Origin of the sequence: Amylibacter marinus (assembly GCF_030160015.1) — a bacterium.
Lineage (GTDB): Bacteria > Pseudomonadota > Alphaproteobacteria > Rhodobacterales > Rhodobacteraceae > Amylibacter > Amylibacter marinus.
The window spans coordinates 123,915-138,746 of sequence record NZ_BSNN01000008.1; the positions used below are offsets into that span (position 1 = coordinate 123,915).

Below are 14,832 nucleotides of genomic sequence, written 5' to 3' on the forward strand. Positions count from 1 at the left end.
TATCAAGCCCGCGTCCCCGCTAGCCTCGATAATGCAATACCCCAGCAAAGAAGGACAGAGATGCCCCTAGAAATGAACAACGCGGTTTTCATCACCTGTGCCGTAACCGGATCCGGTGCTACCCAAGATCGCAGCCCCCATGTACCCCGATCGCCCAAACAAATCGCGGACTCGGCGATAGAGGCCGCCAAGGCGGGCGCGGCCGTGGTGCATTGCCATGTGCGCGATCCAGAAACAGGCGCCCCAGCGCGGCGCTTGGATCTATACCGCGAGGTCACAGACCGCATTCGAGATGCAGAGGTTGATGTGGTGTTAAATTTAACTGCCGGCATGGGCGGGGATATGGTGTTTGGCCCCAGCGAATGCCCCCTACCCTTGGATGATACCGAGACTGATATGGCCAGCGCCAGCCAGCGCATGGCCCATATCGCCGAATGCCTGCCGGAAATTTGCACTTTGGATTGTGGCACGATGAATTTTGCCGAAGCTGATTATGTGATGACAAACACCCCAGGGATGTTACGCGCTATGGGGCAGATGATGACCGATCTTGGCGTTAAACCAGAGATCGAGGCGTTCGACACCGGCCATTTGTGGTTTGCCAAACAATTGGTCAAAGAAGGTATTCTTGAGAGCCCAGCCCTTGTTCAGCTGTGTATGGGGGTGCCTTGGGGCGCACCAAATGACTTGAGTACCTTTCTGGCTATGGTCAATAATGTGCCGCCAGATTGGCACTGGTCGGCCTTTAGCCTTGGCCGCGCACAAATGCCCTATGTGGCGCAATCAATTTTGGCCGGTGGCAATGTTCGTGTGGGACTAGAGGATAATCTGTGGCTGGACAAAGGCGTTTTGGCCACCAATGCACAGTTGGTTGAGCGTGCAGTCGGTATCATCGAAGGATTGGGCGCACAGGTCATCGGCCCCGAGCAAGTGCGTACGCGCCTTGGCCTGATAAAACGCGCGCCAAGTGCGCAAGGGGTGATGCGCAATGAGTAGTGCTCCGAAAAGTGCTGCGATTATTGGCGGCGGGGTTATTGGCGGCGGATGGGCAGCGCGGTTTTTGCTAAATGGGTGGAATGTGCGTGTTTTTGACCCAGATCCAGAGGCCAGCCGCAAAATCAGCACTGTTCTAGACAATGCCCGCAGATCCCTGCCCGCGCTCTATGATCGCCTACTCCCCCCCGAGGGTAGGATCAGCTATCACGAGGCCCTATCTGATGCGCTGGACGGCGTGGACTGGATCCAAGAAAGCGTGCCAGAGAGGCTGGACATAAAACATGAAATTCACGCCAATATCAACACCCATGCCCCAGAGGTCGCAATCATCGCATCCTCTACATCAGGTTTTAAACCTTCAGAGTTAAACACCAACGGCCAACGTATCATTGTGGCCCATCCCTTTAACCCAGTCTATCTATTGCCGTTGGTCGAGTTGGTCGGAGATCCGGATCATTGTGCCAGAGCCAGCATGGTTCTGAACGCGCTTGGAATGTATCCCCTGATGGTGCGCAAAGAGATCGATGCCCATATCGCAGATCGCTTGCTCGAGGCTGTCTGGCGCGAAGGGCTTTGGTTGATCAAGGATGGGATTTGCACCACCAAAGAGCTAGACGATGCCATCTGCATGGGGTTTGGTCTACGCTGGGCGCAAATGGGGTTATTTGAAACATACCGCATTGCTGGAGGCGAAGCTGGCATGAGACATTTTCTGGCCCAGTTTGGCCCAGCGTTGAAGTGGCCTTGGACAAAGCTGATGGATGTGCCGGAATTTACCGAGAGCTTGGTTGATCTGATCTCTGACCAATCGGATGCCCAATCAGGCCATCTATCAATTCGACAACTAGAGCACCTGCGCGATGATAATCTGGTGGGAATGATGCGCTCACTGAAAAAATCTCAATCAGGGGCTGGAGCGACGCTATCTACCCATGAGCAAACGCTGAAGTTACCAAAATCACATGACCTGCCCATCACCGTTTCGCGCGCCATCCCCCAAAGCTGGACTGACTATAACGGTCATATGAACGAAGCACATTTCCTAGAGGCCGCATCTCTTGCCACCGATCAATTCATGGAAATGATCGGAGCCGGGCCCGACTATGTTGCCGCAGGCTACAGCTATTTCACCGTCGAAAACCATATCCGATACCTAACGGAACTGCACAGTGGAGATCGCATATTTATCACGACACAAGTGCTACAGGGTAAGGGGCGAAAATTGCATCTGTTTCACAGTATTATCGGGCCAAACGGGGATATTGCGGCTACGGTTGAAACCCTATTGGTGCATATGAATTTAACGACGCGCAAATCCGCTTTGCCCAGCGCAGAAATTGAGGAAAAGCTCAAATCCATTGCCAACGCCCATGCGGCCTATCCTATGCCAGATGGGGCCGGTCGGCATGTTGGCCAAGCGCGCACAGCTTAATATGCTTTATTTCTGCGGCGCAGATTTTGGGGGGGATACCCAAACTGAGTCTTAAAGGCACGCGTCATCGCCGTGGCATTTTCATAGCCACAACGCACAGTTATTTCGGCCACCGATTTATTGGTCTCTGCGATCAACTTATGTGCCAAATTCAACCGCAAGCGGCGGTAAACGGCGCTTGGGGTTTCGTTTACCGCCGCGCGCATCCGCGTTTCCAACAGTTTTTGACTGGTGCCGACACGATGTGCCAAAATAGAAATGGGCAGTGGCTTCTCAATATTTTGCTGCATAAGATGAAGCGCGCGATCTACAATTCCGGAATGTTTAGAAATGCGGCGATCAATACCGGTATTTTGATCTGCATGCATGAACATCTGCGCAACATCAAACGCCAGCAATGCGCCATGGTCACGCGCGATCAGCTGTATGGTTAGATCAAAAGCGGCCATGGCACCAGAACAGGTGATGCGATTCCCTGCAATTACAAACCGCTCTCGTACGACCTCTACCTCGGGAAACGCTTCTGCAAACGCCGCAAGCTCTTCCCAGTGTATGGTAGCGGGTACTCCATCCAACAAGCTCGCTTGCGCCATCAACCAGCTGCCTGTATCAAACCCCGCCGTAACTAAATAACGTCGCGCTGCGCTATGTATCGCGGCGCGCATATCTGCGCTGTTCAATGCGCGAAATTCGTAGGACGGCATAATCGCTAATAGGTCCCCCTGCCCCTGTTTCAAAGGTAGATGTGGCATAATTTGTAGCCCGCTAGAGCTGTCTACACTGTGCCCGCCGATAGTTAAAAATCGCCATTGATAGAGATTCTCGCGCGACAGGGTATTTGCTGCGCGCAGAGGTTCGACAATATTTGCCAAACAGTGATTAGAAAAATGATCGAACAACAATAGATCGATTTTTTGTGTCCGCGTTGGCGCTGATTTTTTCGATTTTTGCATGATATTACTCTATTACGGCACGAACAAAATCCGCAAGCTGCGATCTAATCTCTGAAAAGAAATAGGAGCCGCCGATGGATTTTGAGCTGAGCAACGAACAGCAGATGATCGTATCTACAGTGCGCAATTTTGTCGAAAAGGAAATATACCCCCATGAGGCAGAGGTTGAGCGCACAGGAACCGTGCCATACGAGTTGGGGCAAGAGATCAAGCAAAAATGCATCGACCTTGGGTTTTACGCTTGTAATTTTCCTGAAACCGTTGGTGGCGCAGGTCTAAGCCATCTGGATTTCACATTGGTAGAGCGCGAGCTGGGGCGTGGGTCAATGGCGCTTACGCATTTTTTCGGCCGCCCGCAGAACATATTGATGGCCTGTAACGAAGAACAACGCGCACGGTATTTATACCCAGCCGTGCGCGGCGAACGTTCTGATGCTCTTGCTATGACAGAGCCTGATGCGGGTTCTGATGTGCGCGGCATGAAATGTCGGGCTTTGCGTGATGGCGATGATTGGGTGATCGACGGAACCAAGCATTTTATCTCGGGTGCAGAGCATGCGGATTTCTTTATCGTTTTTGTGGCAACTGGTGTTGATGAAACCCCAAGGGGCCCGAAAAAACGCATCACTACATTTTTGGTTGATCGCGATACCCCTGGGTTTGAGGTGCGTGCAGGATACACCTCTGTATCGCATCGCGGTTACAAAAACTATGTGCTCTATTTCAACAATTGTCGCCTGCCGAATGCACAGGTTTTGGGACAGGTTGATGGCGGATTTTCGGTTATGAACGATTGGCTATATGCCACGCGTCTAACCGTTGCCGCATTTTGTGTCGGGCGCGCTCGGCGTTGTTTTGATCATGCCTTAACCTATGCAGCAGAACGCCATCAGTTCGGGCAACCCATCGGGAAATTCCAAGGTATTGGGTTTCAGATTGCGGATATGATCACCGAAATAGATGCGGCAGAATTTTTAACCCTATCTGCTGCATGGCGCCTTGATCGGGGCAAACCTGCCAACCGAGAGATTGCCTCGGCCAAACTATATGCATCTGAAATGCTGGCACGGGTCACAGATATGACATTGCAAATTTTCGGGGGAATGGGATTGATGGATGATTTTCCAATCGAGCGGTTTTGGCGTGATGCGCGCGTAGAGCGCATCTGGGATGGAACCTCGGAAATTCAACGTCACATTATATCGCGAGACCTTCTGCGCCCATTGAGGGCATAGGTTATGACCCATAGATTATCGCGATTACTATACCCCTCATCCATCGCCGTTATTGGTGGCGGCGCATGGTGCGATCAGGTCATTCAACAATCGCGGAACATGGGCTTTGGTGGTGAGATTTGGCCGGTACACCCACGTAAATCCACAATCTCCGATTTGGCAACCTATGGATCAATATCTGCACTGCCTGATGCACCTGATGCGGTTTTCATCGGGGTTAATAGACACGTTACTATCGACTTGGTTCGAGAACTTGCCTTGATCAATGCCGGCGGGGCGGTTTGCTTTGCAAACGGGTTTTCTGAGGCAAGCCAAGAAGATCCAAGCGGCGCGGCCCTACAAGATGCCCTGCTACAGGCCGCAGGTAAGATGCCCATACTAGGGCCGAATTGTTATGGTTTTATCAATGCATTAGATGGGGCCTTGCTCTGGCCGGATCAGCACGGTGCACAGGGCATTCCTAATGGGGTTGCCATCCTTACCCAAAGCTCAAACATCGCCATCAACCTAACCATGCAACTGCGTGCTGTGCCGATAGCATTTGTAGTGACTTGCGGAAACATGGCCCAGACGTCACAAGCAGAGATCGCGACAGCGCTACTAGATGACCCGCGTATTACCGCCATTGGTTTGCATGTAGAAGGGTTTTCAGATTTACGCGCATGGGAAAAACTGGCCCAAATAGCCCATAAGAAGGGTGTGCCCCTTGTTGTATTAAAGGTCGGCGCCTCTGTTTTGGCGCAATCAGCAACCCTGTCTCATACAGCTTCATTGGCCGGTAGTGATGCGGGCGCTCAGGCCTTTCTAGATCGCCTTGGCATTGCACGTGTTTCCTCATTGCCCAGCCTGCTAGAAACGCTGAAACTGTTGCATATTCACGGGCCACTAAAGGCGCCAAAAATCGCTTCTATAAGCTGTTCTGGTGGCGAGGCCAGCCTCGTTGCAGATGCTGCTTTGCGTTATGCATTGGAATTCCCACCACTTAGCCATAAGCAAGAACAGGATTTGCGCGGCGTTGTAGGGCCCATGATCGCTTTGCAAAATCCATTGGACTACAACACCTATATTTGGCGTGATACGGCGGCAATGGGGGCTGCGTGGGCTGCAATGACTGGGGGCGAATTTAATCTCACCCTATCAATAGTGGACTACCCCACCACTGATGCAGTGGATTGGGATTGCGCAACAGAGGCGGCAATATTCGCCCATACTTCGACCGGATCTCCCTTTGGCCTTGTGGCGACTTTACCAGAACTCTTGCCTTTGAGCACCGCTCAACGATTGATGAAAAACGGTGTGGTTCCCTTTTATGGGTTGGATGAAACCTTGGCCGCAATCAGCGCCTGCGCGCATCTTGCACCGCCGCATGACGTGCCAATATTGCTGCCGCGTAATGTTTCTAACCCGGAAACAATTTTCGAGGCAGAAGCAAAACAGATACTGGCAAATCAAGGTCTCGACATCCCAAAATCGATGCAAGTACAAAATCCCCGCGACCTGACCGAATTTACCACCCATGTTAACGGCCCTTTTGCCCTAAAGCGTATTGGGCTTGCCCATAAATCCGAGGCAGGCGCCGTGCGCCTTAACATTGCCGCCGATCAGGTGCAACGCACAGCCAAGGATATGGGTGGCGGTGATATCTTGATCGAGGAAATGATCTCAGAATGCGTAGTAGAGTTGTTGGTTGGGGTGACGCACGATCAAGCGCATGGGTATGTATTGACCCTTGGTGCCGGGGGCATTCATACCGAAATTCTGCGCGACACAGTTTCTCTGCTTTTACCCTGCACCCGGTCTGACGTAATGTGCGCGATGGAGAAACTACGCTGTTCACCATTGCTTGAAGGATACCGCGCTGCCCCCCCGATCAATCGAGATGCGCTCTGGCGTGCGATTGATACGCTTCAGTCATACGTGTTTGAAAATGCAGATACGATCAGCGAGATCGAGGTTAACCCGTTGATTTGCACGGCCCAACGCGCCGTTGCCGTAGATGCTCTAATAAGGAAAGGATAGATTATGTCTCCGTTGAAGATCCGCCAAGAAGATAACATCCTAGAGGTCGTTCTTGACCGACCAAAAGCGAATGCAATTGATTTAGCCACTAGCCGAGAAATGGGCAGAGCTTTTGCTCAATTTCGCGATGACCCAGATTTGCGCGTCGCGATTATAACCGGATCGGGCACAAAATTCTTCTGCCCCGGATGGGATCTGAAGGCCGCCGCCGGGGGCGATGCGGTGGATGGGGATTATGGTGTTGGTGGATTTGGCGGGTTGCAGGAATTGCGCGACTTGAACAAGCCGGTAATCGCTGCGGTAAACGGCATCGCCTGTGGTGGCGGGTTGGAATTGGCGCTATCAGCCGATATGATTTTGGCCGCAAACCATGCAACCTTTGCATTGCCTGAAATACGCTCTGGTACCGTTGCCGATGCCGCCAGCATAAAGCTACCGAAACGCATTCCCTATCATATCGCTATGGAGTTGTTGCTGACGGGGCGCTGGTTTGACGCAGCCGAGGCAAGAAGTTGGGGTTTGATAAACGAGGTATTGCCGGCCGGGCAATTGATGGATCGCGCATGGGAATTAGCGCGCCTCATAGCCTCTGGCCCGCCATTGGTTTATGCTGCTATCAAAGAGGTGGTGCGCGATGCAGAAAACAGCAAATTCCAAGACACGATGAACAGAATTACTCAGCGCCAGTTGAAAAGTGTGGATATTCTATATGGCAGCGAAGATCAGCGCGAAGGTGCGCGCGCCTTTGCCGAGAAACGAGATCCTGTTTGGAAGGGACGGTAATTGGCGCTAGGGCCTGTGACGCACAGGCCCAACTGATCCGCGACGCATGATTTTCGCGGGCAAGTCTAGGCTAGACATGGGGTGGTCTTCCTCTAGTCGCCTCATAATCTGTAGCGCCGCTTCAGCGCCCATTTGAGAGGCAGGTAAATCTATGGTGGTGAGGCTTGGATAAGATTGGCGCGACCAATCCAGATTATCAAAGCCCATAACAGAAATATCCAGAGGGATGCGGATGCCTTGGCTCTGTAAGAGGAACATAACACCCAAGGCCAATACATCAGAGAAGCACAGAATAGCACTGGGGCGTTTATCCGTATTCAGGATTTCCATTGCCGCCCTGCGCCCGCCCTCGACACTTAGGTCGACCTCGAAAAAAAGTGTGTTGTCGGCAGAACCCAGAGCCATGCGCGCACCCTTTAGCCGCGTAACAGTTCTGTCATTCTCGGCTAAGCTCCCGTATACCACCGCAATATCGCGGTGCCCATGCTCCTGTAGATGGGCTATCGCGGCTTTTGCCAAGGCCTGATTGTCATATCCAATTGTGGGAATAGCGCTTTGATCATCGAAAACCGATGTAAACACCAGCGGCTTTGCACAACGATCCAATAGGTCAATCAGCGCGGCACTATGCTTTGCACCTGTTAGAATAAAGGCTTCGGCCCCCATGGCGATCAATTTTTCTGCTGCGTCACATTCCATTTGCGCATCGGCATTGGAAATCGCCAAAACCAATGTGTAACCTCTCGCACTTAGGGTTTTTTCCACGGCGGTAATGTATTTTGCATAGACCGAATGATCGATGGTCGGAATAATCGCCGCAACGGTTTTGGATCGATTTGTGCTCAGGGCGCGCGCCGCAGGGTTGGGGACGTAATTCAATTTCTTCGCCGCGGCTAAAACAGTGGCCCGCATTTCAGGGTTAACCTTGGGATTACCATTCATCACACGTGAAACTGTTGCTGTCGACAAACCTGTTTCGCGGGCAACATCCCTGATTTTTCCGATTTTTGGGGGCACTTGGGTATTCTTTCGTATTCGACTGGTATTTTTCCTTGACACAGAAAACGAACAAATAGTTAACTGAGATATCCCGAATAGAATACCCCAATCCCGCCCCAAGGGCAAACGAGCAAAATTAACCACCCCACCAAGTAACCGGTTACACAGAAATGGTATATCACGATGCAACAGCTAATCCCCCCTCGCATACGAGGCCTGAAGACATCCGATATCTACGTAAAAGAAGCCCAATGCGGCGAGGCTCAACGCCTTGATCTATTGGCGGGTTCCATCCTATCGATCACAAATGTCGAGGGGGGTTCCGCGGCCTATATCACCGCCCTATCGGCGGGGGATGTGAACTTTAGCCCAGATGTCTTTCATGCCGATGGGGTCCCCCTGCCACGGCACAGCCTTGGTTCTTTTGATGAACGTGAAATGATTGCCCTTACATCCGCACGCGGCGGGCAAATATCTGATGCGAGCTTTGCGCCACTTTTTGATGCCACATCAGAAGTCGGCGCACTACATGTCACCTCGCTACCATGCAATTGTACAGTCTTTGTTATTGCACCAGTTGCACGGGATTATCTGTCACAGGGGGGGGGCGGGCGGTTTTCCATCCACATCCAACCACCTGCAGGGCATAGGCTGGATCAGGATTTACCCCCGCCATTGGGTCATGTGCGCGATGAGTGGCGCGTAAAGCGCGCAACAGCCCTATCCTATGAATTGACCAAGGGGCAATTTGTGCAAATCATCGATGTAGAAGGTCAGCAATGTTCAGATTTCATGGCAATGCGCAGCTCTGCGTTGGATGCTGGTGTTGAACGCTATATCGATTCAACCGTATCGCGTACAATGGCCCGCGCGGCTTACCCCCTGCCCGGTCTTCATGACAAATTTTACGACCAAGACATGCGTGCGCTATTATCTGTACGCCAAGATACAGTAGGACGCCACGATACATTTGCCCTGGCCTGTACTGCACGCGGCTACGAGGATCGAGGCTTTCCAGGGCACATAAATTGCTCGGATAATATTTCAGAGGCCTTTGAACCCTATGGAATAAAGCGGCGAGCAGCTTGGCCTGCCATCAACTTTTTCTTTAACTCTTGGATGGATCCCGATCATGGCCATCTGGCCTCTGATGAGGCATGGTCGCGTCCAGGAGATTATGTAGCACTAGAAGCCAAGACCGATTTGGTCTGTGTATCTACGGCCTGCCCAGATGATGTAGATCCCATCAACGGCTGGAATCCCACAGATATTCATATCCGCATTTACGAGGAGGATAGTTCAATTACCCATTCAGTAGCTTGGCGCGCTAACCCAGAGGATAGCGCAAAAATGACACGCCATTCAGCCTTTCACCCCCGCACATCTCAGCTCACCAGCTCCTTTACAGTCGCTCGTGATTTGTGGACGCCAACACATTTTGATACCACCGGTGCTATTGAGGAGTATTGGGCCTGTAAGAACGCCGCGACCCTGCAAGATATGTCGGGCTTGCGAAAATTCGATATCATCGGCCCTGATGCCGCGCGCCTGTTGCAACACTGCCTAACCCGAAACGTAGACAAGCTGGCACAGCACCGTGGGTTTTATGCGTTGATGTGCGACGAACGCGGTAGCGTCTTGGATGATGGCACATTGTTTTGTATCGAACCCACCACCTATCGCTGGTGCTGTGGGTCTGATAACTCAGCACTCCATCTGCGTGAAATGGCCCAGGAGTTGGGGCTGAACGTTCATATACGTGCCCTAGGGCATCGGATGGTGAATCTGGCCATTCAAGGGCCGAAATCACGAGATATTCTACGCAAGCTAACCTATAGCAACCCTGCGCGTCCTGCCTTGGACAATATAAAATGGTTTGGCTTCACGATTGCGCGCCTTGGGGATGTAGATGGCCCCTCCTTTATGCTCTGTCGCACGGGATTTACTGGCGAACTGGGATATGAAATCTTCTGTGACCGCAATGATGCAACGGCTATTTGGGATGCCGTAATTGATGCGGGCCAGCCGGAAGGGCTGGTTCCAATGGGCGGTGAGGCCCTAGAGATGCTGCGCCTAGAGGCGGGATTGATGATTTCGGGAGCCGAATTTGGCCCAGATATAGATGCGCTGGAATCCGGCCTTGGGTTTGCTGTTGATTTCGCCAAAGAGGCATTTGTTGGGCGCGCGGCACTCATGCGCAATGCCGCAGGTGTTCGTCGCAAATTGGTCGGGATTAAATTAACGGGAGCCGAAGCCCCCGCCCATGGCGATCCAGTCTATCTTGGGCGCGAACAGGTGGGGATGGTCACCAGCGCCAGCTATTCCCCGCAATTGGGGCATGCAATCGCTATGGCCCGCGTGGCGATAGAGCAATCCGAAGAAAATCAAGAACTAGAAATCGGGCGTCTTGATGGACATATGAAGCGGCATCTCGGTACGGTCTGTGCATTACCGTTCCTTGACCCCACCCGAAAAAAGGCACGCGCTTAGCAGGTGGCCATCGATATGCCCCCCGCCCTTAAACCTGCCTTATAGGCTTGGACTTGTTGTATTAATCAACTACAATTGCCCCATGCTGGTGCAGATGGAGGCTTGCATGTCAAGCCCATTTGGTATACCTCGGCATACAACAAGCTTATCTCGGATTCGCCAGTTACACTGATACCCGTTGAGCAGCTTAATCTAACGCAAACAGACTGGGATAATCATGAGCTTGTACACAGACTATTTAACCGAAATCGAAACTCGCAAAAAACAGGGCCTGAACCCCAAGCCAATCGATACGGCGGATTTGACAGATGAAATCATCGCCCAGATCAGAGATGCAAATCACCAGCATCGTGCGCAATCTTTGGATTTTTTCATCTACAATACCCTACCCGGCACAACCAGCGCCGCAGGATCAAAGGCGCAATTCCTGAAAGAAATCATTCTGGGAACAGCCGAAGTAGCGGAGATCACCCCAGAGTTCGCATTCGAGTTGCTGATGCATATGAAGGGCGGACCTTCTGTTGATGTCTTGCTTGATTTGGCGTTAGGCGATGACGCGGATATAGCCAAGCAAGCAGCCGAGGTTCTAAAGACCCAAGTATTCCTATACGAAGCCGATACGGATCGCCTGAAGGCCGCATATGACGCGGGAAATAAAATTGCGCTAGATATCCTTGAGAGCTATTCCAAAGGTGAGTTTTTCACCAAGCTTCCCGAAATCGACGAAGAAATTGAAATCGTTACCTATATTGCCGCAGAGGGCGATATCTCTACCGATCTATTGTCTCCAGGTAATCAAGCGCACTCGCGCTCGGATCGTGAGCTGCACGGTAAATGTCTGATCTCAGAAGACGCGCAGAAAGAAATCCAGGCACTTAAAATTCAGCACCCCACCAAACAAGTGATGCTGATCGCTGAAAAAGGTACCATGGGTGTTGGCTCTTCGCGGATGTCTGGCGTAAACAACGTAGCCCTTTGGACTGGTAAACAAGCAAGCCCCTATGTGCCCTTTGTAAACTTTGCACCAATTGTTGCAGGCACCAATGGTATCTCGCCAATTTTCCTAACAACCGTTGGCGTAACTGGGGGGATTGGTATCGATCTGAAAAACTGGGTCAAGAAATTGGATTCAGAAGGCAAGCCAATCCTGAACAACGACGACAACCCAATTCTGGAACAGCTATACTCGGTTGAAACAGGCACAGTTCTGAAAATCAACACCAAGAAAAAGAAGCTATACAGCGCCGATGGTGGCGAAGAATTGACCGACATTTCTGCCTCTTTCACACCGCAAAAACTAGAGTTCATGAAAGCAGGAGGCTCTTATGCGATTGTATTCGGCAAAAAATTGCAAACAGTCGCAGCCGAAATATTGGGTGTTGAACTAAAATCAGTATTCGCCCCCTCAAAAGAAGTGTCCCACGAGGGCCAAGGCATGACCGCCGTTGAAAAAATCTTCAACGCAAATGCGCGCGGTGCAACACCGGGCAAAACACTACACGCTGGGTCTGATGCAAGGGTCAAAGTGAACATCGTTGGGTCACAAGACACCACTGGCCTGATGACCTGCCAAGAACTGGAAGCGATGGCGGCAACTATCTTGTCACCCTCTGTAGATGGTGCCTATCAATCTGGGTGTCACACAGCTTCTGTTTGGGATTTCAAGGCCCAAGAGAACACGCCTAAATTGATGGCATTTATGAACAAATTTGGATTGGTGACCGGTCGAGATCCCAAAGGCGTTTATCATTCAATGACAGACGTAATCCACAAGGTTTTGAATGATATCACTGTGGATGACTGGGCAATTATTATCGGCGGCGACAGCCACACCCGCATGTCAAAGGGCGTGGCCTTTGGTGCGGATTCTGGGACCGTTGCACTGGCGCTGGCGACAGGCGAGGCTACCATGCCGATCCCTGAATCAGTTAAGGTGACATTCAAGGGTCAAATGGCTGATCACATGGATTTCCGCGATGTAGTGCACGCGACACAGTCACAGATGCTGAAACAATTCGGCGACAACGTGTTCCAAGGCCGCATCATCGAGGTGCATATCGGCACATTGCTGGCCGATCAGGCCTTTACCTTCACGGATTGGACTGCGGAAATGAAGGCCAAAGCCTCGATTTGTATCTCTGAAGATGCAACATTGATCGAGTCATTGGAAATCGCCAAATCCCGTATTCAGATCATGATAGAAAAAGGCATGGAGCATGAAAATGGCATGCTACAACGCCTGATAGATATCGCCAGCAACCGTATCGAAGAGATCAAATCCGGTACCAAACCCGCGCTGGCTCCAGATGCTAATGCAAACTACTTTGCCGAGGTTGTTATTGATCTGGATGAAATCATAGAACCAATGATTGCCGATCCTGATGTGAACAATGTGGATGTATCCAAGCGCTATACCCATGACACCATTCGCCCGATATCCTACTATAAGGCCGAGAAGACGGTCGACCTTGGGTTTGTTGGTTCTTGTATGGTGCACAAGGGCGATATCAAAATCGTGGCCCAAATGTTGCGCAACCTAGAAAAAACCCAAGGTAGCGTATCCTTCAAGGCGCCACTGGTGCTAGCGGCCCCGACCTACAACATCATTGATGAACTGAAGGCCGAGGGTGACTGGGAAATCCTGCAAAAATACTCAGGCTTCGAGTTTGATGATAGTGCCCCTAAAAGCGATGCGCGTACTGAGTATGAGAATATTCTCTACCTAGAACGCCCTGGGTGTAACCTGTGTATGGGCAACCAAGAAAAGGCCGCCAAGGGCGATACCGTTTTGGCCACCTCAACCCGCCTGTTCCAAGGTCGTGTTGTGGAAGATAGCGCCGAAAAGCGGGGTGAATCCCTGTTGGCGTCAACGCCGGTTGTCGTTCTATCGGCGATCTTGGGTCGCACACCAACAATCGAGGAATACATAGCTGCCGTAGAGGGCATTGATCTTACAAAGTTTTCCCCACCCATCGCAAAGCCAGGAACAACACGTTCCGCGCATTTCTAAACCGCGAGTCAGATCACTATTTTTTACCACAGCGCCGAATAATCTTCGGCGCTGTTTTTCATTGAGTCAGCGATGCCTGCATTTGTCGAACCAAGAGCACAGCGCATCTGTCTACCTCTAGATATCCGCGCCCCTTAACCTATGCTTTTATTACATTCAGATGACCTGTTTGGGATCTGGCGATCTGGTTCTGGATGCTTTAGCGCTCCCAATCGACATCCCCATCAAGCAATGCACAAGACGCAAAGCGACTATGCATTCTATGACATTGTTATACATGCCCATCAGCCCTAGATTTAGCTCAAGGGAGGGAATTAAACGTTGAACTTAACAATGAGGTTTCCAATGCCACAAGTCCTACCAAAAAGCCAATTCGTAGAATACAAAACTGCTCCGCTAGCTATCCTTATGACTGCACTAAAAAAGTCAGGAAATGCTGCCCTAGACTTTCTTACTCAGGTTTCTATTGCACAGTCGCGCACCGCTCAAATCGAGCAGATGAACCTGTTATCAGATCATGAATTGGCCGAGCGTTTCCAAATCAACCGCGACCAAATCGTGACATATGTTTTCCGCGACAAGATGTATTAAGGCATTTTCTCATACACATGTTGTGAACTGATGCAGGGGTTGTGGTAATCCCTGCCTATGAATTCATAGCAATCCTGATCAGCTCTAATTTGATACTAAAAGCCCCCGCCAACTGGATCGCGCCAACCAAAGGCCCCGGTGTATAAACCAAGATTAGCTTGGGTATCGCCATCACAGGCCCTACCGCTTCTCACCTTGAAGAAGTTTCACAGCAACTACCATATTGACGCCAGATTCTTGGCCTGGGCATGCGCGATTGCCCCGATAAACGCCGTCGCAGATATGCAATGCCCGCACCTAGATCGCACCAATATATCCCGTATT

At 51.2% G+C, this 14,832-nt stretch carries 10 protein-coding genes; 8 read left to right on the forward strand and 2 right to left on the reverse strand.

All coding sequences use genetic code 11. From position 1 onward, the window contains the following. The first annotated feature begins 60 nt into the window (after positions 1–60). Positions 61–996 (forward strand): 3-dehydrocarnitine:acetyl-CoA trimethylamine transferase BcoG, encoded by a 936-nt coding sequence (bcoG, locus tag QQL62_RS12070; protein ID WP_284379608.1) that lies wholly within the window; start codon positions 61–63, stop codon positions 994–996. Continuing rightward, entirely contained in the window at positions 989–2,428 is a 1,440-nt protein-coding gene (locus QQL62_RS12075; protein ID WP_284379610.1) for a carnitine 3-dehydrogenase, read from the forward strand. Before bcoG ends, QQL62_RS12075 begins: the two co-directional genes overlap by 8 nt. Here QQL62_RS12075 and QQL62_RS12080 read toward each other — a convergent pair. Next, positions 2,425–3,381, reverse strand: coding sequence for a GlxA family transcriptional regulator (locus tag QQL62_RS12080; protein ID WP_284379612.1), 957 nt, complete (start codon positions 3,379–3,381; stop codon positions 2,425–2,427). The genes QQL62_RS12075 and QQL62_RS12080 overlap by 4 nt on opposite strands. Positions 3,382–3,455: 74 nt before the next feature. Here QQL62_RS12080 and QQL62_RS12085 point away from each other — a divergent pair, with 74 nt between their 5' ends. The 3 genes from QQL62_RS12085 to QQL62_RS12095 are packed head-to-tail and all read left to right on the forward strand — an operon-like array spanning position 3,456 to position 7,418. After that, entirely contained in the window at positions 3,456–4,616 is a 1,161-nt protein-coding gene (locus QQL62_RS12085) for an acyl-CoA dehydrogenase family protein (protein WP_284379614.1), read from the forward strand. Positions 4,617–4,619: 3 nt separating this feature from the next. Continuing rightward, positions 4,620–6,635, forward strand: a complete 2,016-nt coding sequence (locus tag QQL62_RS12090) for an acetate--CoA ligase family protein (RefSeq protein ID WP_284379616.1) — start codon at positions 4,620–4,622, stop codon at positions 6,633–6,635. A gap of 3 nt (positions 6,636–6,638) precedes the next feature. Continuing rightward, positions 6,639–7,418 carry a carnitinyl-CoA dehydratase gene (locus QQL62_RS12095; protein WP_284379618.1) on the forward strand — a complete coding sequence of 260 codons (780 nt, stop codon included), beginning with the start codon at positions 6,639–6,641 and terminating at the stop codon, positions 7,416–7,418. A gap of 6 nt (positions 7,419–7,424) precedes the next feature. On the opposite strand, the gene QQL62_RS12100 is transcribed toward QQL62_RS12095, so the two are convergent. Further along, complete coding sequence (locus tag QQL62_RS12100) at positions 7,425–8,435, reverse strand: LacI family DNA-binding transcriptional regulator (protein WP_284379619.1); 1,011 nt, start codon at positions 8,433–8,435, stop codon at positions 7,425–7,427. A 165-nt stretch (positions 8,436–8,600) separates the two neighbouring features. On the opposite strand from QQL62_RS12100, the gene QQL62_RS12105 reads away from it, so the two are divergent. The 3 genes from QQL62_RS12105 to QQL62_RS12115 all read left to right on the forward strand — a co-directional run bounded on the left by QQL62_RS12105 (position 8,601) and on the right by QQL62_RS12115 (position 14,508). Further along, on the forward strand, positions 8,601–10,907 hold the full coding sequence (locus QQL62_RS12105; protein ID WP_284379620.1) for a DUF1989 domain-containing protein: 2,307 nt from the start codon (positions 8,601–8,603) through the stop codon (positions 10,905–10,907). Positions 10,908–11,124: 217 nt separating this feature from the next. Further along, entirely contained in the window at positions 11,125–13,917 is a 2,793-nt protein-coding gene (locus QQL62_RS12110) for a bifunctional aconitate hydratase 2/2-methylisocitrate dehydratase (RefSeq protein ID WP_284379621.1), read from the forward strand. 408 nt (positions 13,918–14,325) lie between these two features. Then, complete coding sequence (locus QQL62_RS12115; RefSeq protein ID WP_284379623.1) at positions 14,326–14,508, forward strand: hypothetical protein; 183 nt, start codon at positions 14,326–14,328, stop codon at positions 14,506–14,508. The last annotated feature ends 324 nt before the right edge of the window (positions 14,509–14,832 follow it).

Coding starts and splice junctions, on each gene's coding strand:
- QQL62_RS12090 (WP_284379616.1), top strand. CDS start 4,620: ATGACCCATAGATTATCGCGATTACTATACCCCTCATCCATCGCCGTT.
- QQL62_RS12105 (WP_284379620.1), top strand. CDS start 8,601: ATGCAACAGCTAATCCCCCCTCGCATACGAGGCCTGAAGACATCCGAT.
- QQL62_RS12075 (WP_284379610.1), top strand. CDS start 989: ATGAGTAGTGCTCCGAAAAGTGCTGCGATTATTGGCGGCGGGGTTATT.
- QQL62_RS12110 (WP_284379621.1), top strand. CDS start 11,125: ATGAGCTTGTACACAGACTATTTAACCGAAATCGAAACTCGCAAAAAA.
- QQL62_RS12095 (WP_284379618.1), top strand. CDS start 6,639: ATGTCTCCGTTGAAGATCCGCCAAGAAGATAACATCCTAGAGGTCGTT.
- QQL62_RS12080 (WP_284379612.1), bottom strand. CDS start 3,381: ATGCAAAAATCGAAAAAATCAGCGCCAACGCGGACACAAAAAATCGAT.
- QQL62_RS12115 (WP_284379623.1), top strand. CDS start 14,326: ATGACTGCACTAAAAAAGTCAGGAAATGCTGCCCTAGACTTTCTTACT.
- bcoG (WP_284379608.1), top strand. CDS start 61: ATGCCCCTAGAAATGAACAACGCGGTTTTCATCACCTGTGCCGTAACC.
- QQL62_RS12085 (WP_284379614.1), top strand. CDS start 3,456: ATGGATTTTGAGCTGAGCAACGAACAGCAGATGATCGTATCTACAGTG.